25 protein-coding genes (1 of these 25 only partly in view) are annotated in these 23,442 nt (G+C 72.9%); 9 read left to right on the forward strand and 16 right to left on the reverse strand.

Annotated elements, in window-relative coordinates:
- The 4 genes from metG to MMSR116_RS01975 form a co-directional block, all read right to left on the reverse strand.
- Nucleotides 1-1,160 carry the 5' portion of a methionine--tRNA ligase gene (metG, locus tag MMSR116_RS01960; RefSeq protein ID WP_010686436.1) on the reverse strand. The gene continues 418 nt to the left of window position 1, outside the view, so 1,160 of the gene's 1,578 nt are visible here — the first part of the coding sequence; its start codon is at nucleotides 1,158-1,160; its stop codon lies beyond the left edge, outside the window.
- Between the two features lie 453 nt (nucleotides 1,161-1,613).
- A complete protein-coding gene (locus tag MMSR116_RS01965) occupies nucleotides 1,614-1,958 on the reverse strand; it encodes an MmcQ/YjbR family DNA-binding protein (RefSeq protein ID WP_010686437.1) in 345 nt (114 codons plus the stop codon).
- 15 nt (nucleotides 1,959-1,973) lie between these two features.
- Nucleotides 1,974-2,546 (reverse strand): glyoxalase superfamily protein, encoded by a 573-nt coding sequence (locus tag MMSR116_RS01970; protein ID WP_010686438.1) that lies wholly within the window; start codon nucleotides 2,544-2,546, stop codon nucleotides 1,974-1,976.
- Nucleotides 2,547-2,746: 200 nt separating this feature from the next.
- Nucleotides 2,747-3,442: a hypothetical protein gene (locus MMSR116_RS01975; protein WP_010686439.1), complete on the reverse strand. Its 696-nt coding sequence runs from the start codon at nucleotides 3,440-3,442 to the stop codon at nucleotides 2,747-2,749.
- 245 nt (nucleotides 3,443-3,687) lie between these two features.
- Between MMSR116_RS01975 and MMSR116_RS01980 the strand changes: the two genes are divergently transcribed.
- Nucleotides 3,688-4,503 (forward strand): aminoglycoside adenylyltransferase domain-containing protein, encoded by an 816-nt coding sequence (locus tag MMSR116_RS01980; protein WP_010686440.1) that lies wholly within the window; start codon nucleotides 3,688-3,690, stop codon nucleotides 4,501-4,503.
- A 108-nt stretch (nucleotides 4,504-4,611) separates the two neighbouring features.
- Here MMSR116_RS01980 and MMSR116_RS01985 read toward each other — a convergent pair whose 3' ends face one another.
- The 4 genes from MMSR116_RS01985 to MMSR116_RS02000 form a co-directional block, all read right to left on the reverse strand.
- Complete coding sequence (locus MMSR116_RS01985) at nucleotides 4,612-5,142, reverse strand: DinB family protein (protein WP_010686441.1); 531 nt, start codon at nucleotides 5,140-5,142, stop codon at nucleotides 4,612-4,614.
- A gap of 140 nt (nucleotides 5,143-5,282) precedes the next feature.
- Nucleotides 5,283-5,948: a dihydrofolate reductase family protein gene (locus tag MMSR116_RS01990; RefSeq protein ID WP_010686442.1), complete on the reverse strand. Its 666-nt coding sequence runs from the start codon at nucleotides 5,946-5,948 to the stop codon at nucleotides 5,283-5,285.
- The gene (locus MMSR116_RS01995) at nucleotides 5,941-6,441 is read right to left on the reverse strand and encodes a VOC family protein (RefSeq protein WP_010686443.1); all 501 of its coding nucleotides are present in this window, start codon (nucleotides 6,439-6,441) and stop codon (nucleotides 5,941-5,943) included. The genes MMSR116_RS01990 and MMSR116_RS01995 overlap by 8 nt, the downstream gene beginning before the upstream one ends.
- 13 nt (nucleotides 6,442-6,454) lie before the next feature.
- Nucleotides 6,455-7,246 (reverse strand): VOC family protein, encoded by a 792-nt coding sequence (locus MMSR116_RS02000; protein WP_010686444.1) that lies wholly within the window; start codon nucleotides 7,244-7,246, stop codon nucleotides 6,455-6,457.
- Between the two features lie 99 nt (nucleotides 7,247-7,345).
- Here MMSR116_RS02000 and MMSR116_RS02005 point away from each other — a divergent pair, with 99 nt between their 5' ends.
- The 8 genes from MMSR116_RS02005 (at nucleotide 7,346) to MMSR116_RS02040 (ending at nucleotide 16,246) form a co-directional block, all read left to right on the forward strand.
- Nucleotides 7,346-8,038, forward strand: a complete 693-nt coding sequence (locus tag MMSR116_RS02005) for a winged helix-turn-helix transcriptional regulator (RefSeq protein ID WP_039894446.1) — start codon at nucleotides 7,346-7,348, stop codon at nucleotides 8,036-8,038.
- A 401-nt stretch (nucleotides 8,039-8,439) separates the two neighbouring features.
- Entirely contained in the window at nucleotides 8,440-8,838 is a 399-nt protein-coding gene (locus MMSR116_RS02010) for a DUF350 domain-containing protein (RefSeq protein ID WP_010686446.1), read from the forward strand.
- An 11-nt stretch (nucleotides 8,839-8,849) separates the two neighbouring features.
- A complete protein-coding gene (locus MMSR116_RS02015) occupies nucleotides 8,850-9,521 on the forward strand; it encodes a DUF1190 domain-containing protein (protein WP_010686447.1) in 672 nt (223 codons plus the stop codon).
- On the forward strand, nucleotides 9,521-10,687 hold the full coding sequence (locus MMSR116_RS02020) for a glutathionylspermidine synthase family protein (protein WP_010686448.1): 1,167 nt from the start codon (nucleotides 9,521-9,523) through the stop codon (nucleotides 10,685-10,687). Before MMSR116_RS02015 ends, MMSR116_RS02020 begins: the two co-directional genes overlap by 1 nt.
- Before the next feature lie 171 nt (nucleotides 10,688-10,858).
- Complete coding sequence (locus tag MMSR116_RS02025; protein WP_010686449.1) at nucleotides 10,859-11,971, forward strand: glycosyltransferase; 1,113 nt, start codon at nucleotides 10,859-10,861, stop codon at nucleotides 11,969-11,971.
- The gene (locus tag MMSR116_RS02030; RefSeq protein WP_051072291.1) at nucleotides 11,941-12,678 is read left to right on the forward strand and encodes a class I SAM-dependent methyltransferase; all 738 of its coding nucleotides are present in this window, start codon (nucleotides 11,941-11,943) and stop codon (nucleotides 12,676-12,678) included. Before MMSR116_RS02025 ends, MMSR116_RS02030 begins: the two co-directional genes overlap by 31 nt.
- Complete coding sequence (locus tag MMSR116_RS02035) at nucleotides 12,675-14,831, forward strand: hypothetical protein (protein ID WP_010686451.1); 2,157 nt, start codon at nucleotides 12,675-12,677, stop codon at nucleotides 14,829-14,831. Before MMSR116_RS02030 ends, MMSR116_RS02035 begins: the two co-directional genes overlap by 4 nt.
- A gap of 197 nt (nucleotides 14,832-15,028) precedes the next feature.
- Complete coding sequence (locus MMSR116_RS02040) at nucleotides 15,029-16,246, forward strand: M23 family metallopeptidase (protein ID WP_010686452.1); 1,218 nt, start codon at nucleotides 15,029-15,031, stop codon at nucleotides 16,244-16,246.
- A gap of 140 nt (nucleotides 16,247-16,386) precedes the next feature.
- Here MMSR116_RS02040 and MMSR116_RS02045 read toward each other — a convergent pair whose 3' ends face one another.
- The 8 genes from MMSR116_RS02045 to MMSR116_RS02080 form a co-directional block, all read right to left on the reverse strand.
- Nucleotides 16,387-16,905, reverse strand: a complete 519-nt coding sequence (locus tag MMSR116_RS02045; RefSeq protein ID WP_010686453.1) for an SRPBCC family protein — start codon at nucleotides 16,903-16,905, stop codon at nucleotides 16,387-16,389.
- Complete coding sequence (locus tag MMSR116_RS02050; RefSeq protein WP_010686454.1) at nucleotides 16,883-17,248, reverse strand: ArsR/SmtB family transcription factor; 366 nt, start codon at nucleotides 17,246-17,248, stop codon at nucleotides 16,883-16,885. The genes MMSR116_RS02045 and MMSR116_RS02050 overlap by 23 nt, the downstream gene beginning before the upstream one ends.
- A 94-nt stretch (nucleotides 17,249-17,342) precedes the next feature.
- On the reverse strand, nucleotides 17,343-18,395 hold the full coding sequence (locus MMSR116_RS02055; protein WP_010686455.1) for a DNA polymerase III subunit delta': 1,053 nt from the start codon (nucleotides 18,393-18,395) through the stop codon (nucleotides 17,343-17,345).
- A gap of 55 nt (nucleotides 18,396-18,450) precedes the next feature.
- On the reverse strand, nucleotides 18,451-19,179 hold the full coding sequence (tmk, locus tag MMSR116_RS02060) for a dTMP kinase (RefSeq protein ID WP_010686456.1): 729 nt from the start codon (nucleotides 19,177-19,179) through the stop codon (nucleotides 18,451-18,453).
- A gap of 10 nt (nucleotides 19,180-19,189) precedes the next feature.
- On the reverse strand, nucleotides 19,190-20,434 hold the full coding sequence (locus MMSR116_RS02065) for a D-alanyl-D-alanine carboxypeptidase family protein (RefSeq protein ID WP_010686457.1): 1,245 nt from the start codon (nucleotides 20,432-20,434) through the stop codon (nucleotides 19,190-19,192).
- 152 nt (nucleotides 20,435-20,586) lie between these two features.
- Nucleotides 20,587-21,939 (reverse strand): septal ring lytic transglycosylase RlpA family protein, encoded by a 1,353-nt coding sequence (locus MMSR116_RS02070; RefSeq protein ID WP_010686458.1) that lies wholly within the window; start codon nucleotides 21,937-21,939, stop codon nucleotides 20,587-20,589.
- Nucleotides 21,940-22,284: 345 nt separating this feature from the next.
- Complete coding sequence (locus tag MMSR116_RS02075; RefSeq protein ID WP_010686459.1) at nucleotides 22,285-22,623, reverse strand: ribbon-helix-helix domain-containing protein; 339 nt, start codon at nucleotides 22,621-22,623, stop codon at nucleotides 22,285-22,287.
- Complete coding sequence (locus MMSR116_RS02080; protein ID WP_010686460.1) at nucleotides 22,607-23,254, reverse strand: ParA family protein; 648 nt, start codon at nucleotides 23,252-23,254, stop codon at nucleotides 22,607-22,609. The genes MMSR116_RS02075 and MMSR116_RS02080 overlap by 17 nt, the downstream gene beginning before the upstream one ends.
- Between the last annotated feature and the right edge of the window lie 188 nt (nucleotides 23,255-23,442).

Below are 23,442 nucleotides of genomic sequence, written 5' to 3' on the forward strand. Positions count from 1 at the left end.
CCCGGATCCGGCACCGCGCCGTCGCAGTTCTTGGCGACCATCGAGAGCGAGCGCTGGGCGAGGTTGCCGAGATCGTTGGCGAGGTCGGCGTTGATCCGGCCGATGATCGCCTCGTGGCTGTAGCTGCCGTCGCCGCCGAACGGCACCTCGCGCAGCACGAAGTAGCGCACCGGATCGACCCCGTAGGTGTCGGCGAGTTCGAACGGGTCGAGGACGTTGCCCAGCGACTTCGACATCTTCTCGCCCTTGGAGAGCAGGAAGCCGTGGCCGAAGACGCGCTTCGGCAGGGGCAGCCCGGCCGACATCAGGAAGGCCGGCCAGTAGACCGCATGGAACCGGACGATGTCCTTGCCGATCACGTGCAGGTCCATCGGCCAGAATCTTTTTTGGGGGTTCTCCGCGTCGGGGAAGCCGGTGACGGTGAGATAATTGGTGAGCGCATCGACCCACACGTACATCACGTGGTTGGGGTGGCCGGGCACCGGCACGCCCCAGTCGAAATTGGTGCGGCTGACCGACAGGTCCTTGAGGCCGGAGCGCACGAAGCTCGCCACCTCGTTCCGGCGCGTGTCCGGCCCGATGAAGTCCGGCTGATCCGCGTAGAGCTTGAGCAATCGGTCCTGGTAGGCGGACAGCCTGAAAAGAAAATTCTCCTCCTCCATCCACTCGACCGGCGTGTCGGTGGCGAGGCTGCGGCGGCTGCCGTCCTCCAGGAGTCGGGTCTCGGACTCGTCGTAGTAGGCCTCGTCGCGGACCGAGTACCAGCCGGCATACTTGTCGAGGTAGATGTCGCCGTTGGCCTCCATCCGCCGCCAGATCTCCTGGGCGGCCTCGTAATGGGCGGGCTCGGTGGTGCGGATGAAGCGGTCGTAGGCGCAGTCCATCCGGTCGGCCATGGCCTGGAACCGGGCGGCGGTGCCGTCCACGAAGGCGCGCGGGGTGGTGCCGGCCCGGGTCGCCGCCTGCTGGATCTTCAGCCCGTGCTCGTCGGTGCCGGTGGAGAACAGCACGTCGTAGCCGTCGAGCCGGTGGAAGCGCGCGATGGCGTCGGCGGCGATCACCTCGTAGGCGTGGCCGATATGGGGCGCGCCGTTGGGATAGGAGATCGCGGTCGAGAGGCCGAAGGTTTTTCTGGGATTCGCCGGGGCGTTGGACGTCACGTCTGTGGTGTTCCGGATGAGCGCGAAAAGCTGCCCGCGTTGTCGCGCGGCGGCGCGCGGGACGCAACCGCCGCACGCACCGCGGACGGCACCCTCCCCGCCCGCGGCGGCCGATGAGGTGGCGGCCGAGACGGGCTCAGAGACGGGTTTCAGAGACGCGCACCAGCAACAGGGCGCAGCTCCGGATCGCGACCGCTGTGCCGACCGCGACCCTCGCGTCGATCGACCTGACTTCGGCGTTTGTCACCCCGGCGCAGCCATCCCGTCCAACCGATCCGCCGATGTCGGCGGCCGATCCAGGAACCCCTTCCTGAGGCCATGAATCATGATGTCTCCATCGGGCGGCCGCGACCGCCGCCGCGGCCGCTGCGGTCTGCCGCGTCCGGCGCCTCATCGGACATCACATCGGGCACCACATCGGTCGACCCAGATGGACGGCTGGCCAGAGCCGGATCATGCGCGCCGATCCGGGCCGCGGCGCGTCCTCGGCGCGGCGAGGCGGTGGGCCGCCGTCAAGGCCGAGAGCAGGGTCGCCTCGTCGACGACCGCCAAGTCGCAGCGCGTCGCGCCCATCCGGCCCCAGCCTCCCGGAACGGGGCTGAACGCATCGGGGACCTGCGCGCAGAAGAAGTCCCGATGGTCCGGATCGAACATCAGGTTCAGGTCGTTCCCCGCCTCGTCCAGCGTCGCGAAGGTCTTGCGCGGCGTCCTGTAGGCGGTGCGGTGAAAGTGCGGCGCCGAACTGACGGCCGGCAACGTCGCGATGAGTGCCTTCACGCGGGCGATCTCCACGGCCATCGAGGCTCCCTCCCCTCAGCCGGTGGCGGAGGGAGCGGAGCGCTGCGCGTGCCGTCCCTCCCGCGGCTCGCAGAAGCGCAGGCGGTTGCCGAACGGGTCGGCGACCGTCAGCATGTCGCCCCACGGAGCTTCCTCGAGGCCGGGCCGGGCGTAGCCGTAGCGCTTGGCCGTGAGCTCCCGGTGGAGCGCCCGGATGCCGCGCATCGGGATGAAGGCGGTCGAGCCGGGACTGGCGTCGCCGTGATGCTCCGACAGGTGCAGGCGCAGGCCGGCGCGGGCGACCTCCATGTAGAGGGGAAGGTCGGGCTCGAACCGGTGCTCGAAGACAGGCTCGAAGCTCAGGAAGCCGCAGTAGAATTCCCGGGCCTTGGCCTCGTCGAAGATGCGCAGGATCGGCACTGCCGCCAGGAAACGGGGCGCCGCGTCCGCCTGACGGTCGAGGGCTGCGCAGGCGGTGTTCCAGTCATCGTAGCCGAGTTCGGCGGCGACGAGTTCGAGGGCGATCGCGTGCGGAACGGCGAGGTCGCGCGCGCTGAGGGCGGCGCGCAGCCGCTTCGCCATGGCCTTCGCCTGGTCGACGGTCGTCATCGGGATCTCCTCAGGCCGGCGGCGTCTCGTCGGTGCTCGCGTTGCCGACCCGTCGCCGGTCGAGGGTTTCGGCTTGCCGCGACCCGTCCACGATGCTTTCACCATCCCGGTTCCGGGGCGAGCGGCAGGCAGCATCGGCCTGGCGGCAGGCTATCCCGGCCGCAGCTCCGGCGCCAAGGCGTCCGCCTGTGCCCGGCCGTTCAGGATCCCGTGTGCCGGCCGACGTCCTGGTAGCTTCCGCTCGCCACGAGACCCGGGAGGCCCGCCGCGCCCCCGTGGGCGTCCAGCCAGCGGCTGACCCTGCAGGCCGCCCTGGCGTAGAGGCCGGCGCTGCCGGCCTGCTCGATCCAGGCCGAGCGCGCGGTCGGCAGGTCGCCGCCGGGTTCGGCACGGCAGCGGTCGGGGCCCGGCGCGAGGTAGCGCGGGTCGTCGGACACCACGACGGCCAGACCCTCGTCGAACCATTGCGGCACGGAGCGCGCGAGCGTCGCCGCGAGGCCGATCCGCCGGTGGAATTCGGCGTGGGCGAGTTCGTGAGCGGCGATGACGGTATCCGTCCCGCGCGGCGAGAGGATGAGCGCCCGGTCGAGCAGCGCGACGCCGCGCGAGCCGCCGCCGAGGGGGCGGTAGCAGGCTTCGGTCGCGCAGAGCAGCACGCGCGGGTCGGATCGGAGTTCCCCGTAGAAGGCACGCACCCGGTCCCGGGCGGCCGCGACCGTGGCCCTGGCCGCCGCGCGGCGGTCCGCGGGCATGGCGCTCTCGACGTAGAGGCCGCCCCCGAGGTCGGTGAAGCCGTAGCAGGACGGGCATCCCGCCGCCGCGACCGCCGGCTCGGTGAAGCGGATCAGAGCCACCGCCGCGGCGCCGAGGAAGAGCAGGAGCGCGACCGTCCTCATGTGACCCTCTCACGGCTCTCGACCGGATCCGGATCCGGCCAGTGGGAGGTTGGCCCGCCGCGGCGGATCGCGCCACAGGGACGACCCCTCCGACCGGCGCGGCTCACGCGGACGTGACCCGGCCCGGCCGATCCGGCCGGTGTGGCGGCTCGCTCGGCGACTTGAACCGGAACCGTCGCCGTCCCCAGTTCGATCGCGGCGACGCGACCGGCGGTCGCGTGGTCCGGCCCTCCGGAGCGCATGCCATGAGCCGATCGGTCCCGCTTCCCGATGCCGTCGAAACGGTGGTCGCCGACTTCAGGCGGCGTCGGGATGCCGAGCGGATGCCCGACCTCCGGGGCTTGTACCTCGTCGGATCGGTCGCGCTGGACGACTTCCGGCCCGGCGCCAGCGACATCGACTTCATCGCGGTGCTGGACCGCGAACCCTCCGCGCAGGGCTGCGCCGCGCTCGCGCGCGTCCACGCCGGCCTGTCGGAGGCCGGCGGCCCCTGTTTCGATGGCCTCTACCTGACCGCCGAGACGCTGCGACGGGTTCCGACGCGGTATGCGGTCCGGCCGTTCAGCCTGGACGGGCGGTTCCGGACCGGCGAGGTCTGCCGTGAGGTCAACCCGGCCGTCTGGCGCTGCCTTGCCCGCCACGGGCGGACCGCATTCGGACCGCCGCCAGAGGTACTCGGCATCGCCGACGACGGCGACGCGCTGCGCACCTACCAGACCGAGAACCTGCGACGCTACTGGCTGCCGTGGATCACCGAGGCCGCGGCGGCGCTCGCCGCGAAGGCACCCGGAGAGGACGCCCGCGCCGAGGCCCTGGCCTGGGGCGTGCTCGGCGTCGCGCGGATAGCCTGCGCGTTGGAGACCGACCGCGTCGTCTCGAAGGGCGGCGGGGGCCGCCATGCCCTCTCCGCGCACCCGGCGCGGTGGCATCCCGTCATCCGCGAGGCCCTCACGGCCCATGCCGGCGCGACGACGCGCGTGCCGGTCGAGACCGTCCGGGCGGGGCTTGCCTACATGCGCTTCGTCATCGCGGAGGCGACGGGCTCTGCCCGACCAGGATGAGGCTCCGGGCGTCCACATCTGCCGGCGCGCGGACGTCGCGGGCGGAACGTGCGCGGGGCCGCCCGCGGGCGCACCCGCGCCCCTGCAGGACAAGGGGCCGTCGGACGGTCACGTCGCCGGGGCGGTCGCGCGGCGCGCCCGTTCGCGTTGCAGGAGCAACAGGTCCAGCGACGGCGGCTCGGCCACGCCCAGCCGGGTCAGGATCGCGTGCGCCTGCCCGCGATGGTGGGTCTGGTGGTTGAAGAGATGCGCCAGTGCCTCCGCGCGCGGCTGGCGCTGCGCCACGCCGCTCGTCGTCGCGTAGTCGAAGCTTGCCGCCAGCGCTTCGGGCGAGAGACCGGCGACATAGGCTTCCAGGCGCGCATCCTCGGCGGTGCGCGCCTGCCGCAGGGCGTCGAGTTCTTCGAACAGGATGAGGTCCAGCCGGCTGGGTGCGTCGCCGGTGCCGGTCAGCCGCCACAGCCAGAGCCGGTCCGTGACGAGCAGATGGTTCAGCGTGCCGTGCAGGCTGCCGAAATAGGCCCCCGCCCCCTGACGGTAGGCGGCGTCCGGCAGGGCCGCGGCCGCGGCGTAGAGGCGGTCGTTGGCCCAGGCATTGTAGGCGGCCAGGGTGCGCATGTGGTCGGCGAGGCTGGTCATGGGCGTCCTCCGTGCCCGACGCGCGGTCGACTATACGCTTCGAGGCGGGACAGTTCGACCACAAGGTCGAGCCTCCACCGACCGCCGCGTCCGGCCGCAGGGCCGGACCTGCGGAACGGCACGAACGGGCCGCGGGCCGATCACCAGTCCCCTGCGGCCTGACGCTGGCGGAGCGCGCGTTCGTCTTCGCTCGGGGGTTTGGTGGCGAAGCTGCCGGTCTCAACCGCTCCGTCCCGCGCGAAGGCCGCGAAGTGGACGCCCTTCGGCGAGTGGGCTTGCTCGACCAGCGTCCATGCACGGGCCGCCGACGGATGCTCCGCGTACCAGCGCTTGCCGCGACCGAGCATGACCGGAAAGGTGATCAGCACGAACCGGTCGATGAGCCCCGCCGGAAGCAGCGCCGGATAGAGCCTGCTGCTGCCCTGGATGAGGAGGTCGGGCCCGTCGCTCTCCTTGAGGCGGGTGATCGCCGCGACAGGATCGCCGACGAGGCGCCGGCTGTTGTTCCAGCCGAGCGCCCGGTCGGATGCGGTGACGACATGCTTGCGGATGGCGTTGAAGGTCGCCCCGATCGGCTGATCGCCGTTGTGCGGCCAGTAGGCGGCGAAGATCTCGTAGGTTCGCCGGCCGAGCAGCAGCTCGTACGCGCCCCCGAGCAGCGTGCCCATCGGTCCGGCGAGCGATTCGTCGAAGTACGGGAAGGTCCAGCCGCCGTGCGCGAACCCGGCCTGATCCTCTTCGGGGCCGCCCGGTGCCTGGATCACGCCGTCGAGGGACTGGAACAGGGAGCCGGTGATCTTACGCATCGGCGGAGTCTCCGCGGATGGCGGCCTCGATCCGGGCGATGTCGATCTTGCGCATGGTCATCATGGCCTCGAAGGCGCGCCGGGCGGCGGCCCGGTCGGGATGGCTGTTGGCGCGCAGGAGCGCGCGCGGCGTGATCTGCCAGGAGAAGCCCCAGCGGTCCGTGCACCAGCCGCACTGGCTCTCCGCGCCGCCGCGGCTCACGAGGGCGTCCCAGTACCGGTCGGTCTCCGCCTGATCCTCGGTCAGCACCATGAAGCTGACCGCCTGATTGGCCTTGAAGGCGGGGCCGCCGTTCAGGCCAACGAAGGCCCGGCCGAGGACGGTGAACGCGACCGTGAGTTCCGCGCCCGCGGACCCGCCCGGGTAATCCGACGGGGCGTTCATGGGGGTGCCGACATGGCTGTCCGGGAAGGTCGCGGCATAGAACTCCGCGGCCTTGCGGGCTTCGCCGTGGTCGAACCACAGGCAGGTCGTCAGCTTGTCGCGCGTCATCGCCGGCCTCCCGTCACGACGCCTGGCGCGGACCGGCGAGGCCGATCCCGTTGCCTGCGGGGTCGGCGATCTTGGCCGAGTAGCTGCCTCCGGGGATCGGATCGGGCCCCTGGAGCACCGTGCCGCCCCGCTCCCGGACCGTCGCGAGCGCGGCATCGATATCGGCCACGTGAATGTACCAGGTCCACCGGGCCGGTGCGCCGGTCGTCGTGCTCGACATCACCGCGCCGGGACGCAGGTCGCCCCGGCCGATGAAGGCGTACTCGCCCAGGGCCCCCATCGGCATGGCCCCGAGCTTCTCCCAGCCGAACAGCGCGCCGTAGAACCCGAGGGCCGCCTCGGGATCGGGGGTGGCGAGCTCGATCCAGACCCCGTGGCCGCGGGTCTGCTCCGTCCCGAGGGGCACCGGCCCGAAGGCGCGGGGCTCACCGGGACCGTCCGCACGCATCACGGCGAAGGCCACGCCCTGCGGGTCGCTCACCATGGCGAAGCGGCCGACATGGGGAATGTCGATGGGTCCGAACCGGACCTGGCCGCCGAGATCCACCGCCCGGGACGCCAGGGCATCGACGTCCCGTGTCGCGAGGTAGACCGCCCAGCCGGGCAGGCCCGGCGCCTCGGGCATCGACCGTCGAATCCCGGCCACGGGCGTCCCGTCGGCCTCCGCGACGCGGTAGCCGCCGTGTTCGGGCATCGGAGACGGCGCGACGCGCCAGCCGGCGACCGCCTCGTAGAAGGCCTGTGCGGCGTCCTGATCGGTCGCGTTCAGCTCGAACCAGATGGGGGTCCCCTCGACAGGTGGCATCAGGCGCTCCTCCGTGACAATCGGCGCTGTGGCCGCTGCGCGGCACCCCGTACGGCCCCGCTTTGCCCAGGCTGGCATTCTCGGTTAGACAAAGCAACCATGAAGTCAGAAAAAATAACCGACATGGGATCGACCCCGCGCGAGCGTCGCTACGACGACGCCTGCGGGACGGCCCTCGCCCTGGAGTTCATCGGCGAGCGCTGGTCGCTGCTGATCATGCGCGAACTCGTGTTCGGCCCCCGCCGCTTCGGCGAGATCCGGGCCAACCTTCCGGGCATCAGCGCCAACGTGCTGACGCAGCGGCTGGAGAGCCTGGAGGCGGTGGGCATCGTCCGACGCACGCGGCTGCCCTCGCCCGCCAACGTGCAGGTCTACGACCTGACGGCGTGGGGACGCGAGGCCGCGCCGCTGATGCGCGACCTGGGGCGCTGGGCCGCGCGCTCCCCGCGGCACGATCCAAGCCTGTTCATGTCGGCGGCGTCCGCGATGATGTCGCTCCAGGCCCTGTTCGACCGGACGCGTGCGGCGGACCTGTCCCTCTCGGTCGCCTTCCGCTTCCCCGGGGAGGATTTCGCCGTGTCCGTGGCGGATGGCGCGATCGCCGTGCGGCGCGGCGCGCCCGAGGCGCCGGACCTCACCTTCACCGGCGATACGATGGCGATGCGCCGCACGATCTACGGCAAGGCGCCCCTGGCCCGCGACGGCGCGGGCGGCACGCTTGCCTTCACGGGCGAGGCCGCCCTGGCGCGATCCTTCATCGATCTGTTCGCCCTGCCGGCCAAGGCGGCGTGAGCGGCATCCGCACGGTTCGGAGGGGCTTCCGGGCCGGATCACCGCGCCGGCCCGACCGTGCCCGCGCCAGATCGCGGGCATCGCCGGCCTGCACAATCCGCCTCCGGGGGCAAGCCGAACCGTGAGCACAGTGCAAGATCAGTCAAATTCTGGACCGGCTTCAATACGGATGTTCGGCGCCTGCATTTGCTCTCAACTGCTCTCATGTGCTCTACAGCGATGACGATTGCTCTCGCTTCGCCGGCAAGCTTGTGAAGCGAGGCGGGCCCATGCTACCGATACAATCCTGCTCCGGTCCCCCCGCACCGTCGGTGCGGTGAGGACGCGAACCGATCGGATCTCATGGCTGAACGGATCGCCACGCCAGGATGCGCAGGTCGCCCCGCGCGGGACGCGATGCGGTGAATTCGATCTCGGGACTGCCCGACTTCCTCCTCTATCTCGGGACGGCGCTCGGCCTGATCGGGCTCTACCTCGTGACCTACACCTTCGCGACGGCGCACAACGAGCTCGCGCTCATCCGGCAGGACGTGACGGCGGCCGCGGTGGCGTTGGGATTCAGCCTCGCCGGCTTCGCCCTGCCCCTCGCGGCGGCGATCTTCAACGCGCAGTCGCTCCTCGACTGCGTGGTCTGGGGGCTGATCGCCCTCGTCGTCCAGATCCTCGTCTACTGGCTGGTGCGCCTCGCGATCCCGGACCTCTCGCGGCGCATCGCCGAGGGGCGGATGGCCCCGGCGGTGCTGCTCGGCGCGGCCTCCTTCGCGGTCGGGATCGTGAACGCCGCCGCGATGACCTACTGAGAGGCGCCGCGATGCCGCCCACCCTCCCCGCGGGCGAGACCGGGACGACCCGCCGCGTCAAGCGCTCGGCGACGATCTCCCTGGTGCTGATCGCCGGCGCCGGCGCCGCGGCGTTCCTGCTCGCGCGGCGTGACCCGTCGCAGCGCGAGGAGGACGCCCTGGTCTACGACAATGACGGCGCCTGCATCGCGGCCGGCGTGCGGCCGGCCGACGCGTGCATCGCCGCGTACCGTGCGGCCCTCGACAGCGACGCCGCCGGCGCGCCGCGCTACCCGACGCTGGCGGCGTGCGAGCGCCACCACGGTCCGGGCGGCTGCACCGCCAGGACGGGCGACAAGACGGGCGACGGGACGGGCAACCCGGCGGTCTTCGTGCCGCTGATGGCGGGCTACATGATCGGCCGCACCGAGGCGCAGGGCCTGCCCGCCCAGCCGCTCTACCGGCACGCTCCGGAAGAGGAGCGCGAGGCCGCCGGCGGCTCCGGCGGTTTCGCCAGCGGCTACTGCACCGGTGCGGGCGGCCGCGTGTTCACGACGGGCGGCGGATCGGTCGCCCGCGTCTCCTCCGCGGTCGCCCGCACCACGACGAGCGCCCCGCGCACGCTCGCCCGCGGCGGCTTCGGCGCGACGGGCCGGGCCGTCTCCGCCTTCAGCAGCCATGCGGGCGGATCCGGGGGCGGCTGATGCGCCGCGTGAGCATCCCGGAGCGGCCCGACTGGCGCGCGCGCGCGGCCGAGGCGGGCTTCACCTTCCACACCTTCGCGGACGGGCCGTACTGGGACGAGAGCGCCTACTACGCCTTCAGCCTCGCCGAGATCGAGGACGACATCGAGGCGCCGACCCGCGAACTCCACGCGCTCTGCCTCGCCTTCGCCGAGCGCGCCGTCCGGGATGCAGGCATCCTGGCCTCGCTGGACATCCCCGAACAGGCCTGGGAGGCGATCGCCGACAGCTTCCGGAGGCGCGACCCCACCCTCTACGGGCGGATGGATTTCTGCTACGGCGGGGCCGGCACCGGGCCGGCCAAGCTCCTCGAATACAACGCCGACACGCCGACCGCCCTCTACGAGAGCGCGGTGTTCCAGTGGCTCTGGCTCGAGGACGGCCTCGCGCGCGGGCAGCTGCCCCCGGGCGCCGACCAGTTCAACGCGCTGCACGAGCGGCTGATCGCGCGCTTCGGCGCGATGAGCCTGCCCGAGACCGTCGCCTTCGCGTGCTTCCCCGACGCGCCGGAGGATCGCGGCACGGTGGCCTACCTGCAGGATTGCGCCGTCCAGGCCGGGAAGCGCGCGCCCTTCGTGCCGATGGAGGCGATCGGCCTGGGCGACGACGGCCGCTTCCTCGACGCCGACGGCCGGCCCCTCGACGCCGTGTTCAAGCTCTACCCATGGGAGTGGATGTTCGCCGACGCCTTCGGCCCCGCCATCGGCCCCTCGCCGACCCGCTTCCTCGAGCCGCCCTGGAAGGCGGTCCTGTCCAACAAGGGGATGCTGGCCCATCTCTGGGCCATGGCGCCGGGCCACCCGAACCTGCTGCCGGCCTATTTCGAGGCCGATCCCGCCAAGGCGGCCCTCGGGACCTCCTTCGCGAAGAAGCCGCTCTACGCACGCGAGGGCGCGAACGTGCTCCTCGTCCGCGACGGCGCGGTCCTCGAACGCGCCGAGGGGCCGTACGGGGGCGAGGGCCATGTGCGCCAGGCGCTCGCGGAACTGCCCGCCTTCGCGGGGCGACGCGCCCTGGTCGGAAGCTGGGTCGTCGGCGCGGAGCCCGCGGGCCTCTGCGTCCGCGAGGAGACGCGCCGCATCACCACCGACAGGGCGCGCTTCGTGCCCCATCTGATCGCGGATTAGAGCGCGCCCCGTCGAGCTGGACGCCGGCGCGCCCGCGGCCGTCCGTTCGGGCGGACAGCGACCCGGTCCGGCTCGGTCCTTCGACAGTCCTGCCGGGCGCCCTTAACGGCGTTTTTACCCTGGTCGCCCACGCTCCATTCATCTCAGGAGACGGATGTCAGAGGAGACGTCGTGGGAGGCAGCACGGAGCCGGGCGAGGCCGAACGGTTCGCACGGGTCGCCGGCGAACTCACCGTCCTGCGCGAGACCGCGCGCGTCGCCCCGCGCGACAGGCGGCCGATCGCCATCGTCGTGCCCGTCTACAACGACTGGGCCGCCTTTCGCATCCTCGCGGGCGCGATCGACGCCGTCCTGGTCGAGGCCGACCTGTACGCCGAACTCATCGTCGTCGACGACGGATCCTGGCAGCCGGGCGGGGCGGTGCTCGCCGAGGTCGCGGGCGCGGCGCGGCGGCTGCGCCTGCTTCCCGCCGTCCTCGCCACCAATCTCGGCCACCAGCGCGCGATCGCGGTCGGGCTCGTGCAGGCGAACGAGCGGGCGCACGGCTATCGCGCGGTCATCGTCATGGACGGCGACGGCGAGGACCGGCCGGAGCACATCCCGCTCCTCGTCGCGGAGGCCGAGGCCCACCCCGATTCCGTGATCTGCGCCCGGCGCCGACGCCGCTTCGAAGGCGTGCGCTTCGCGCTCGGCTACGGGATGTTCAAGGCCGTGTTCCGGCTCTGCACGGGGCGGCGCATCGACTTCGGCCATTACTGCGCGATCGCGCCGGCGCACCTGCCGCGCCTCGTCCACGCCCCGGCCCTGTGGAGCCATTTCGCCGCGAGCCTTCTCCGCTCCGGCCTGCCCCTCCACCGCGTCCCCCTCGACCGCGGCCAGCGCTATGCCGGGCGCTCGACCATGAACGCGACGGCGCTGATCCGGCACGGGCTCAACGCCATCGCCGTCTTCGAGGACGTCTGCCTCGTGCGCCTCCTCGTGCTGCTGGCGGGGTTCGGGTGCGGGGTGGTCGCCGCGATGATCGGCGTGGTGCTCGTCCGCTTCTGCACCGACCTCGCCCTGCCCGGCTGGGCGACGAACGCGGGCGGCCTGCTCCTCGTGGTGCTGTTCCAGGCGGCGCTGCTGGCGGCGACGGCGGCCGCCGCGCACCTCAACCGGCGCGCGCTGCCCGAGATCGTGCCGGCCCGCGACGCGCACTGGTTCCTGCTCGCGCCCGCCACCCCCGCGCACGAGACCAACGACGGAGACGCGAAGTGGCCAGCGGATCGCCGAGCGGCGTCCTGACGACGCCCTCCGACTACGTCGGCGGCGAACTCGAACTCTTCGCGGCCGCCCGCAACTGGAAGCGCTACTGGTCCGACGTCATCGCGCCGTTCGTCGGCGGCCGCGTGCTCGACGTCGGCGCCGGGCTGGGCGCCACGGCGGAGGTCTTCTCGGAGCGGGCGGGCATCGAAGCCTGGACCTGCCTGGAGCCCGACGCGCGCTTCGCCGCGCGCCTCGCGACGCGGGTCGAGGCGGGCGGGCTGCCCGCCCGCACGCGGGTGCTGCGCGGAACGATCCAGGACCTCACGGCCGCCGACCGCTTCGACACCGTCCTCTACATCGACGTGCTGGAGCATATCCGCGACGATCGCGGCGAGCTGGCGCGGGCGGCCGCGCGGCTCGCGGAGGGCGGCCACCTCGTCGTGCTCTCGCCGGCCCACCCGTTCCTCTACGCGCCCTTCGATGCCGCGATCGGCCACGAGCGGCGCTACACCCGGGCGACCCTGCGCGCGGCCGCGCCGGAGGGCCTGCGGCGGGTGCGGCTCGACTACCTCGACGCGGTCGGGTTCGGCGCCTCCCTCGGCAACCGCCTCGTCCTGCGGAGCGCGATGCCGAACGCGGCGCAGATCGCCGCCTGGGACCGGCTGATGGTGCCGCTCTCCCGCCGGCTCGATCCCTGGCTGGGATTCCGGGCGGGCAAATCGGTGCTGGGGATCTGGGCGCGATGAGCGCCGGGCTCCTCGGCGGCGCGTCGCCGTCCGTCGCCACGCTGCCGCGCAGCGCCGAACTCGGTTGGGGCCTGCTGACGGCCTGTCTCGCCGTCGCGACCGCGGCGGTCCCGCTCGTCCACGAGCCCACCTTCTACTTCACCGACGACTACCAGACGTACTTCATGCCGGGCTTCCTGGAGGTCGCCCGGCTGATCAAGGCGGGGGAATGGCCGTTCCTGTCTCCGCGCCTGTTCCAGGGCGGGGCGTTCCTCGCCGAGTATCAGTACGCGCTGTTCAATCCCGTCAGCGTGGCGCTCTATCTCGCGCTCGACGGGTTCGCGCGCCTCGACCGCGCCGCCGCCTTCTTCGCCCTCGTCCATGTCGGCCTGCTCGCCGGCGGCACGCACGCCCTGGCGCGCCAGGTGGGTGTGAGCCGGCCGGCCGCCGTGCTCGCCGGGCTGACCGCCGCGACGAGCGGATGGATCATCTACTGGGGCGCCATCACGTGGATCGCCGGCCTCGTCAGCACCGCGTGGCTGTCCTGGGCGGCGGCCGCGCTGATCCGCGCCTACCGGGCACCGGGCTCCGTGCCGGCGGCCGCGTGCGCCGTCTACCTGACGATCGCGAGCGGCTGGCCGTTCTCCGACGCGGCGCTCATCGCCGGCCTCGGGGTCGGCCTCCCCCTGGCGTTCCGGGCCGGGCGCGAGTGGCGGGCCTGCGTGCGGGCGGCCCTCGCGGCCGGCCTCGGCGGTCTGCTCGCCGCGCCGTCCTGGATGCCGCTCGCCGCCGCGATCGGGACGAGCTCCCGCCAGCCGGAAGTCCTGTTCCACGACATGCTGCACGCACCCCCCGCCGTGCTCCTGGCGATGGGCGTGCCGATCTGGCCCGAGACCTGGCTCGGCTTCAACGGCCTGAAGATGCATGTCGGGCCGCCGGCCCAGTACGTCTCGTGGTGGGTGCCGGCCGCGCTGGTGAACGCCTCCCGGGCGCGGCTCAATGAGCCGGCGGGCCGCGGCGTCGCCCTGGTGCTGGCGGTGACGGGCGTGCTCGCCCTGCTGGCCATCGCCCCTGGCGTGTCGCAGTTGCGCTGGCCCTTCCGCTACCTGCCCTACGTGCAGATCGGCTGCGCGGTCGTGGCGGCCTGGTTCGCCGCCCGCGACCGCTGGGCGCCCGTCCCGACGCTGGCGGTCATCGTGATCGGCGGCGCGGTCGCGCTCGCGCGCGATCCGGATATCGCCACGCTGCAGATCGCCCTGACGGCGCTCGTCGCCCTCGCGGCCGTGCTGGCCCTGCGGACGGAGGGGACGGAGCGGCTCGCCGTCATCGCCGCGAGCCATATCGTGATCTTCGCGATCCTCACCGCGGTCATGCCGTTCAACGGCCAGGTCGGCACGTGGCGGGCGCCGATGGAGCGATCGGCCTACCTGGCCCCGCCCCTGCGCCCGGGCGACACGAGCCTCGTGCTCTACGACCCGGAGTACCACCGGGCTCCGATCGCGCCGGAGGCCCAGGCCGCGCTGTTCACCGAACTGCCGCACGCCAACACGGCGCTGCTCACGGGGGCCGCGGTGGTCGGTGGCTACTCGCCCATGCCGGCGCAGGGCTTCCGCGCGTTCTGCCTGTGGCGCGGCGGGGCGACCTGCCCGGAAGCCGCCGAGCGGCTGGCGCGCCTCGACCCGGTGACGGGCGCGCGCACGCTCGATCTCGCGCGCGTGGTGCGCGTCGCGGCGGAAAGGGGCCTGCGCGCGGAAAGCTTCGCCGCTGTCGCCGGACCGGGCTGGATCCGGCGCCCCGGCGTCGTGGCGGACCTGTTCGAGCGGTCGGGCGATGGGGTCGCGCTGCCCGGGACGCTCTCGGCCGGGCCGGCGGGCTTCCGCGTCGCCGCCAGTGCGGAGGCCGCGGCCTCGGGACGCTACGATGTCGCCTCGCCGGGGGGCGGCCGCGTCGTCTGGGCGCGGGCGTGGTACCCGGGCTACGCGGCGTCCTGGAACGGCGCACCGCTGGCGGTCGAGGTCGTCAACGACGTCCTTCTGTCGACGGTGATCCCGGCCGGAGCGGGTGTGCTGCGCCTGCATTACGTGCCGGCCGGGCTGCTGCCGGGGCTCGCTCTCTCGGCGCTCGCCGCGCTGGTGCTTGCCGGCCTCGTGATATCGGGCCGGCGGGCCCGGTAGCCCTGGCCCAAGGCCGACCATCCCTACTGCGCGCAGGAGGACGAGGATCCGGCGCCGGGGCTCACGCGACCAGCGTGCCCGGAGACCCGGATCGCCGCTTCCGATGTCCAGCCGACGCCTCGATCCGGGTTAGTGTGATCGTGTCGAGACGACCGGTCCGGCACGCCGCGCTGCCCACTCAAGCCCAGGGGATCTGCATGCGCTTCCTGACGCTCGCCCGCGCTGCCGTGATCCTCGCCCCTCTGGTCTGCGGTGCCGCGCGCGGGGCGGAAACCGGGCCCCCGGGCGCGTCCACAGGTCCCGTCATGACGCCCCTCGTCGCCGACGTGCTGGCGGCGCCCCGCGCCGTGCCCATGTCGGACGGCCGCAAGCACCTCGTCTACGAGCTTCGGCTCTCGAACGTGCTGGACGGGCGCTTCGACCTCAGGCGCCTCGTCGTGCGCGACGGCCGCTCGAAACGGCCGCTTCTGGCCCTCGATCGGGAGGCGATCGGCCAGCGCCTGTCACTCGGTGGCCGGCGGGCGAGCCCCACAACGTCACTCGGGGCTTACCAGTTCGGGGTCGTCTTCCTTCACGTCCGTCTCGAGGCGGGGGCGCCCATCCCCGAGACGCTCGTCCACGACGTCGACGGCTTCGCCGAACCGCTGAAGGCCGACCTGTCGATGCAGATCGCGCCGACCCCGGTCATCGATCGGCCCCTGCCCGTGCTCGGGGCACCGCTGCGCGGACACGGCTACATCGCCGGCGACGGCTGCTGCGACTCCGTCCGGCACGTCCGCGCCCTCCTGCCGCTCAACGGGGTCTTCCGTCTCGCGCAGCGTTACGCGATCGACTGGGAGAAGATCGATGACGGGAACCGGATCGTGCGCGGTGATCTGAAGGACGTGAGGAGCTACCGCATCTACGGTGAGCCCGTGCTGGCCGTGGCGGACGGCACGGTGGTCGGTGCCCGCAACGACCTGCCCGATCAGGTCCCGGGGGCGCTGCCGTCCGACCTGCCGATCGGCGAGGCGGACGGCAACTTCATCGTCACCGACATCGGGAACGGGTCGTTCGTTCTCTATGCCCATCTCAGTCCGGGCAGCGTCAGCCTGCGTGTCGGCGATCATGTCACGCGCGGTGACCGTCTCGGTGAGGTGGGCAACAGCGGCAACAGCCAAGCGCCACACCTGCATCTGCACGTCATGGACGGTCCGAACGCGCTTCTGGCGGACGGCCTGCCCTACGTGTTCGAGGCCTTCACCGTTCCGGCTGCGGTCGAGGCGGGGACCGCCGCTTTCGATCAGGCCGAGGCGACCGGCTCGCCGCTTCACCTCGCCAGCAAGATCCCACCGTCAGCCGTCCGCGATGTCCTGCCGCTCGATCTCTCGATCGTCGATTGGGGGACGCCCCCGTCGACGCCGACCAAGCCCTGAGCGGGGCCGCGCTGGCAGGCCGACGCTCCATCCGCCCGGGTCCTTGCTGCGTCGCGGGCCTTCGGCGCAGGACCGGCGGCCACGCCTGCCAGCCCCGATCAGGGTCCGTGCCGTCAGGGCCCGACCCCCACCGACGCTCGTCAGCCGCCCGCGTCGAGGCCGGCGACGAGATGGTCCAGCTGCTCGAACTGCTCGCCCCACCCGCTTGTGCTTCCGGACGCCATCGCCGCGTCGAGCGCGTCCTTCGAGGGATAGAGGTCGCGCACGACGACCCGCGTGCGGCCGTCGATCTCCTCGAAGGTGACGGTGGTGATGGCCCCGTCGCCACCGCCCTCCTCGTTGGTCCAGACGAGGCGGGAACAGGGTGTCACCTCGATATATCGGCCGACGAACGCCATGGGCCGGTCCGAGGACGGATGGCCCATGACCAGCCGGTAGGTGCCCCCGGTGCGGATATCGGCTTCGAAGGAGATCAAGGAGACTCCGAACGATCGGGGCGCCCACCAGCGCTGGAACAGCTCCGGCCTCGTCCATGCGTCGAACACGATGCGCGCCGGACCGTCGACGATCCGCGTCACCACGAGTTCCCGGTCCGATATCCGCTCGACCGTCGTGCCGGCCTTCCCGGCGGCGGCCTCATTCGGTTGGCTCGCATCCATCGGCCGTCTCCCTCTGCTTCAGTTCCTCGACGATGTGGTCCAGCGCGTCGAAACGCGAGGCCCAGAGCTTGCGGTAATCCTCGATCCAGGCCGTCTCGTCCGCGAGCCGGCTGCGGCCGAGCCTGCAGGTCCGCACGCGTCCGGCCTTCCGCGTCGTGACCAGCCCCGCCTCCTCCAGGATGCCGACATGCTTCTTCATGCCCGTGAGGGTCATCTGGAACGTGTCGGCGAGTTCCGTGATCGAGGCATCCCCGCGCCCGAGCCGTTCGAGCACGCCCCGACGCGTGGCATCCGAGAGCGCCGCGAAGGAGACGTCGAGGCGCGCTGCTAGAAACTGAACCATGTGGTTCAGTTTCTAGCAGGCCGGGCGACATCCTTCAAGGGACCGGGTCCGGGAGGGGGCCTCGCCCTGCCCGCCCAGACATCCCCGCCGCGTCCTACGCGACCTCCGCCAGATCCCCGAACAGCGACAGCACCACGGGGCGTCGGTCGAGGTTGTAGGTCGCCGCCTCCCGGGCGGCGCGGCCGAACCGTTCGGCGACCGCCACCAGGGCGGCGAGCCGGGCCGGCGGCTCGTCCCGGCGCCGGTCGAGCTCGCCCGAGACGAAGCGCAGCACCGCGTCCTGGGCCGCCTCGAACCGCGCCTCCGCGTCCCGGCCCGCCAGGGTCTCGGCCAGCTTGAGCACCCGGCCCCAGTCGGGATTGCGCGCCCGCGCCAGCAGGGTCTCGACCTCCGCCACGAGGCCGGCTGTGACCGGATCGAGCAGCGCCAGCGCCCGGGCGACCGAGCCCTCGCACAGGGAGAGCGCGCGGGCGAGGGCCGCATCCTCGGGCTGAGGGAAGGGCGCGGGCAGGGCGCGCACCACCCGGGCGACGTCCTCGGCCGCGAGCGGGCGCAGCATCAGCGCCCGGCACCGGGAGCGGATCGTCGGCAGCAGGCGGCCGGGCTGGTGGGACAGGATCAGGAACAGCGCCCGCGGCGGCGGTTCCTCCAGCACCTTGAGCAGGGCGTTGGCGGCGTTGGCGTTCAGGTCCTCGGCGCTGTCGAGGATGCAGACCCGCCAGCCGGAATCCGCGGCCGTCGTGGCGAACAGGTCCAGCGCCCGGCGGACCATGTCGACGGAGATCTTGGTCGGCAGCGCCTTGGCGCCGGCCGTCCGGTGGCGGCGCAGGGCCACGAGATTCGGGTGCGATAGGCCCGCGACCTTGCCGGCGACGGGATCGTCCGCCGCCACGTCGAGCCCGGGCGGACCCCCGCCCCCGGGATGGGCGAGCAGGCGCCGCGCGACCCGGTAGGCCAGGGTCGCCTTGCCGATGCCGGGGCCGCCGCCGATCAGCCACGCATGGTGCAGGCGCCCGGCGGCGATCGCGCCCGCGAAGGCATCGGCGGCGGCCCCGTGGCCGACGAGACCGAGGGTCTCGCGCGGGCGCGGGATGCCCGGCAGGTCCCCGGGCTCGACGTCGTCGGCGGCGCGATCGATGGGCTTCATGGCGGCTGCCTACCGCGATGGGGCCGACAGGGGATAGGCCGATAGGGGCACGCGTTCACGCCGCATCGCCGCGGCTGCCCTCCCCCGGAAGCAGGTCGGGCAGGCGGGCCGCGACGGTCGCGCGGATCGCGGCCTCGACCGAATCGGGATCGCGGGCCGCGTCGATCACCGCGCAGCGCGCCGGCTCGGCCCGGGCGATCGCCAGGAATGCCTCCCGCAGCCGCACGTGGAAGTCGAGGGCTTCGGCCTCGAACCGGTCGGCCCCTTCCCCGGTCCCATTCCCGCCCCCCTGCCCCGCTCCCCGGGCGGCCGCGCGGGCGAGGCCGGCCTCGGGGGCCAGGTCGAGGATCAGGGTCAGGACCGGCCGGGTCGGGCAGACGACGACCCGCTCCAGGGCGGCGATGAGGCCGGGCTCCAGGCCCCCCGCGGCGCCCTGGTAGGCCCGGGTCGAGTCGATGAACCGGTCGCACAGCACGGTCTCGCCCCGCTCGAGCGCCGGGCGGATCAGCCGGTCGAGATGGTCGATCCGGGCGGCGCTGAACAGCAGGGCCTCCGCGAAGGGGCCGTAGGGCTTGGCGACGCCGTCGAGCAGCGCCGCGCGGATCTCCTCGGCCCGGGGCGAGCCGCCGGGCTCCCGGGTCACGCACACGCCCCGGCCGGACCGGGCGCGCAGGGTCGCGGCGAGGCGGGCGACCTGGGTCGACTTGCCGGCCCCCTCCCCGCCCTCGAAGGTGATGAAGGCGCCCCGCGCCTCCGCGGGATCCTCGAACCGCGGCACGATCACGCGCGCGGGGTCACGACGGGTTGGCGGCCCCGGCCCCGCCCCTGTCGCCGGCCTTGTCGCCGCTCCTGTCGCCCCCCTTGCCCGCCCGGTCCAGGGCCTTGCGGACGAGCCCGGTGCCGAATTCCAGCGCCGCGTCCATGGCCCGCTGCGGCAGCGTGCCGGGCTCCACGGCCGCGCCGGCATAGAGCGGCTGGTCGAGCGCCACCGCGTCGCCCCGCTGGATCCGCAGGGCGCCGACCCGCTGCCCCTCCTCCACCGGCGCGACGAGCGGCCCGGTATAGATCACCTTGGCGCTGACCCGGTCGCTGGAGCCGCGCGGCAGCAGCACCCGCACGGGCTTCTTCGCCACCAGGGGTACCGAGCCGGACTGGCCGCCGAACACCGAGGCCTCCGCGACCGTCTCGCCCGGCGCGAAGACCTGCCGGGGCTCGAAGGCCCGGAACCCCCACTCCATCAGCTTGCGCGACTCGGAGGCGCGGTCCCGGGCGGTCTTGAGCCCCGAGACCACCAGCACGAGCCGCTGGCCGTTCTGCACCGCCGAGCCGGTGAGCGCGTAGCCGGATTCCTCCAGGTAGCCGGTCTTCAGCCCGTCCGCGCCGATGTCGAGGGCGAGCAGCGGGTTGCGGTTCTGCTGGCGGATCTTGTTCCAGGTGAACTCCTTCTCGGCGAAGATCTTGTAGTAGTCCGGATAGGTGTCGATGATGTGCAGCGCGAGCTTCGCCATGTCCCGGGCCGTGACCTTCTGGTCGGGCGCCGAGTAGCCGGTGGCGTTGCGGAAGGTCGAGTTCGTCAGCCCGATCTCCTTGGCGCGCTGGTTCATCAGCCCGGCGAAGGCCTCCTCGGACCCGGCCATGTTCTCCGCGATGGTGATGGCCGCGTCGTTGCCCGACTGCACGATCAGGCCGCGGAGCAGGTCCGACATCTTGATGCGGCTGTTGACCTGCGCGAACATCGACGAGCCGCCGCCGCCCGCCCCGCCGCGCTTCCATGCGTCCTCGGTGACGGTGAATTCCGTGTCCATCGACAGGCGGCCGGATTTCAGCGCCTCGAACACGATGTCGGTGGTCATCAGCTTGGCCATGCTGGCCGGCGAGAACCGCTCGTCGGCGGCCTTCTCGAACAGGACCGAGCCGGAATCGGCGTCGATCAGGATCGCGTGGGGGGCGGCGGTCTGGAAGCCCTGCGCGGCAACGCCGGCGAGGCCCGCCCCGAGCGCGCAGGCGGCCGCGAGAAGGGTGAGAAAGGTCCTGCGCATCACCGTCGCGTCCCGCGCCTGTCCACCGGCCGAGGAAACCCCGCCCGCATCCGGATAACAAGCGTGACCATATTACGGTTTCGGCGCCGGATCGAATGCGAAATGCCGCATCGGCACCGGACGCCGTCCGCCCGGCCGGGCCGCGTCCGTCCTCAGTAGATCCCGGCCAGGCGGGCGTTCTTCGTCCCGGCGGGGCCCGCCGCGCGACCCGCCATCGCCGGCTTGGCGGCGCCGGCCTTGGGGGCCGCACCGGCCTTCCCGGGGGCGCCCGCCTGGGCGAGCGTGCCGGCCCTGGGCGGGGCTCCGCCGACGGGCGCGGCCGCCTTGGACGGGACCGCGGCGAGGCGCGCCAGGGCGAGCTTGGCGGAGGCGGGCATCGCCGCGGCGGGCGCCTTGGCGAGTTGCGTCGCGCCGGGCACGGGATGCCCGGTCCCGACCGCCTTCGGGGCGGTTCTGGCGGCCGCAGGCATGGCCTCATGCCCGGCCCTATTCCCGGCCGCATGACCGGACGGCGGGGCGGCCTGGGCCAGAGCCGGGTTGAGACCCGCAACCTTCACACCCGCGGCCGGCACGCCCGCACCCCTGGAGCCCGCCTCCCGGGCCGCGGCGACCTGCACGGGCGCCGGGCGGAAGTCCCGCACCGGCGGGGCCGTGGGCTGCACCGCCGCCGGGACCGACACGGCGGCCGCGGCGAGCACGATCGGTGCGCGCACCGGCGCCCGCTCGGGCCGGGCGGCCGGAGTCGCGGCGGGCTCCTCACGCTCTTGGACACGCTCTTGAGCGGGCTTGAAGGCGAGGGGCTCGGGGGCCGAGCGTGCGTAGCGCTCGGGCTCCTCCGACGGGCCGAGATCGGCCACCATCACGGCGGAGCGCCCGGCCGGGCGCCCGTCGGTGCGCAGGCTGGCCAAGAGCTTGCGGTCGTCGCTGCCGGCGACCGAGGCCTTGCCGACATACTCGACCCGCACCCGCGCGGTGCCCTTGCGGTGGAAGCCCAGGGCATCGGCCGCCTCCTCCGAGACGTCCATGACCCGGCCCGCGTGGTAGGGGCCGCGGTCGTTGACGCGGACCACCATCGAGTAGCCGTTGTCGAGGTTGGTCACCCGGGCGTAGCTCGGCAGCGGCAGGGTCGGGTGGGCGGCCGCGATCGAGTGGCGGTCGAACACCTCGCCGTTGGCGGTCATGCGGCCGTGGAAGGCCGATCCGTACCAGGAGGCGAGGCCCTCGCGCACGTAGCCGTTCGGGTTCTCCTTCGGCACGTAGGTCTGGCCGGCCACCACGTAGGGTTTGCCGGTGTAGCGGCGTCCGCCGCCCTTCGGGATCATGTCGCCCTCGTTGTAGAGGCGCGGGCTCGCCTTGACGCCGTATTTCGGATCGACGCCGTTGCCGGCCGCCGCGAGCTTCTGCTGGGGAGAGGTGGCGCAGTTGGCGGTGGCCAGGGCCACGCCCGAGACGGCCATGAGCCGCAGGGCGAGGCGCGCCGGCCGGGGAAGCGTCGTGCGCACCATCGTGGGGGGTCACCAAACTCTACGCGTGGCCGGGGCCCGAACCGGACCGGAGGCGGCCGCGCCAAGGGGCCGCAACCGGGTCCACCCAGAATTGTAGCGGTCGCGTAAAGGAAGCCTGAACAAAGCCGGCCATCGGGGTTCAGAAACCCGGCCACGGCGGTGCCGGCAGCGCGTGTCCTGCAGGAGAGCACGGACACAGTCGGTGAGATGAACCAGAAGTTCGAAATCGCGGGGGCGTGCGGGTTCCCGCGCCGCGCCGGCGACGCCGCTCACGCAACGGCCCGGCACACCGGCCCTGGCGAAGCGCGGCGCCCCCTCGTCCAGGAGGAGAGGAGGACGCGCGCGTCAGCGGCCTTGCGCGTCGGTCAGCTGGGCGATGGACCGGGCGCCCCGCTGCTTGAACAGCAGGTCGAGGCCCTCCAGCATCAGGGCGTGCATCTTGGTCCGCTCGGCGTAGGCGAGGTCGCGGAGCTGGTCGTAGACCGGCGGCTCCAGGTAGACCGACATCTGGCGGGCGCGCTGCTTGAGCGTGGCGGCGGGCTTCGGCGCCGGGGGGGCGAGGGCCAGCGACACGATCTCGGCGCCCTGCGGCCGGGCCGCGGCCCCCTTCGCGGACAGAGCCTTGGCGGGCGGGTTCGCCGAGGCCACGATCGCCGCGAGGCTGAGCTTAGGCGGCTTGGACATGCTGGCCCGTCCTCAGGGACTGCGTGCGGCGCTCGATCCACGACCACAGGCGGCGGACCTCCCCGGCAGCCTGGCCCTTGGGGTTGAACTCGGTGACGCCCTGTCCCAGGCCGATCGCGTCTTGATGGTCGGTGCGCGACACGATGTTCACGTCCGGCAGGATTCCGAGCACCGCCAGGCCGTCCGCGGCGTCGCGGACGCGGTAGGAGCGCGGCGGGGTCTGGTTCAGCACGAAGGCGAACTTCTTCTCCAGCCGGTAGACCGCCGCCAGCGTCGGCTTGAAGGCCCGCAGGTCCGCGGGTGTCGGCCGGCACGGGATGATGCACAGGTCCGCCGCGCGGATCGCCGACAGCGTGCCGGTGGAATCGACACCCGGCGTGTCGATGAAGACGAAGTCGTAGGCGGAGTCGCGCAGGCGCTCCATCACGGCGTCGATCTGGGTGGCGTCGATCTGAGCCACCTCCGGACCGTCGGCGGTGCGGTGGTCGAGCCAGTCGGAGATGGTGGCCTGGCGGTCCATCTCCAGGATGCAGACCGTGTGGCCCGCCTCCCGGGCGGCCACCGCCAGGGAGATGCACAGCGTGCTCTTGCCGCTGCCGCCCTTCTGCGTGACGAAGGTGATCGCTTTCATCCTGGGCGTCCTCCAGAAGGCCCCGCGCGTCCCGTACCAGGCGCCAGCCGGCTCCGGCCGGCGCGCCGAGCGGGTCAACCTCAGGTGTCGAGATTCGCGGCCTGCCGCGATCCTGTGACCCAAGGATGCCCCGACGCACGGTGGGGCCATCATGGTTAACGACCCGTTAAGATCGCCACTCGCGCCGG

It is taken from the genome of Methylobacterium mesophilicum SR1.6/6 (assembly GCF_000364445.2).
GTDB lineage: Bacteria > Pseudomonadota > Alphaproteobacteria > Rhizobiales > Beijerinckiaceae > Methylobacterium > Methylobacterium mesophilicum_A.